At 27.6% G+C, this 666-nt stretch carries 1 pseudogene; it reads left to right on the top strand.

Annotated elements, in window-relative coordinates:
• Positions 1–666: pseudogene (locus tag MBORA_RS10755) on the top strand (hypothetical protein); the annotation flags it as partial.

Below are 666 nucleotides of genomic sequence, written 5' to 3'. Positions count from 1 at the left end.
TTAGAACTGGGAAAATTATTGATGCTTCAGGTATTTCTAATGGGGATACTTTAAAAATTGGTAATATTTCTAATAGGGCTTTTGTTATTGATCGTCAACTTACATTAATGCCTATTTCTTCTAATGATAAGATTAGTAATGGTTTTATTCATCTTATAAATGGGAGTGATGGGTCTATTGTAACAAATCTTACCATTCATAATACAAAAGGTACATTGAAAGTTTTAGGTTCAAATGTAGGTCAGTTACATGGTATTTGGTTATCTCATTCTAATAATAATCTTATTTCATATAATACAATAAGGATTGCAAACACTGCGGGTGTTTATGCTATGCCTATGGGTTGGTCTAGTAATAATAGAATTATTTACAATGATATGAAAACATATATCACTTGTAATATGGTTATGGGTTTATGTCATTATAATTTTATTTCGCATAATAGTTTAGAAGTTTTAAGTTATTCACATACTTCTGTTACCAATTTAATTTATTTTAATCCTTTTGGGCATGCCGATTATAGTGGTTCAGGTTTATGTAAAGGTAATATAATTTCATTTAATGATTTTAAAGGTTTTTGTAATGGTGAAATGTCTATTTTGTTACAATGTGCTTATGAAAATCATAATGGTACTGTCATTGCAAACAACACTTTTTTAAAAGGAT

Source organism: Methanobrevibacter oralis (genome assembly GCF_001639275.1).
Classification (GTDB): domain Archaea; phylum Methanobacteriota; class Methanobacteria; order Methanobacteriales; family Methanobacteriaceae; genus Methanocatella; species Methanocatella oralis.
The sequence above is the reverse complement of the archived record's forward strand: the minus strand, read 5'-3'. Positions and strand labels throughout refer to the sequence as shown.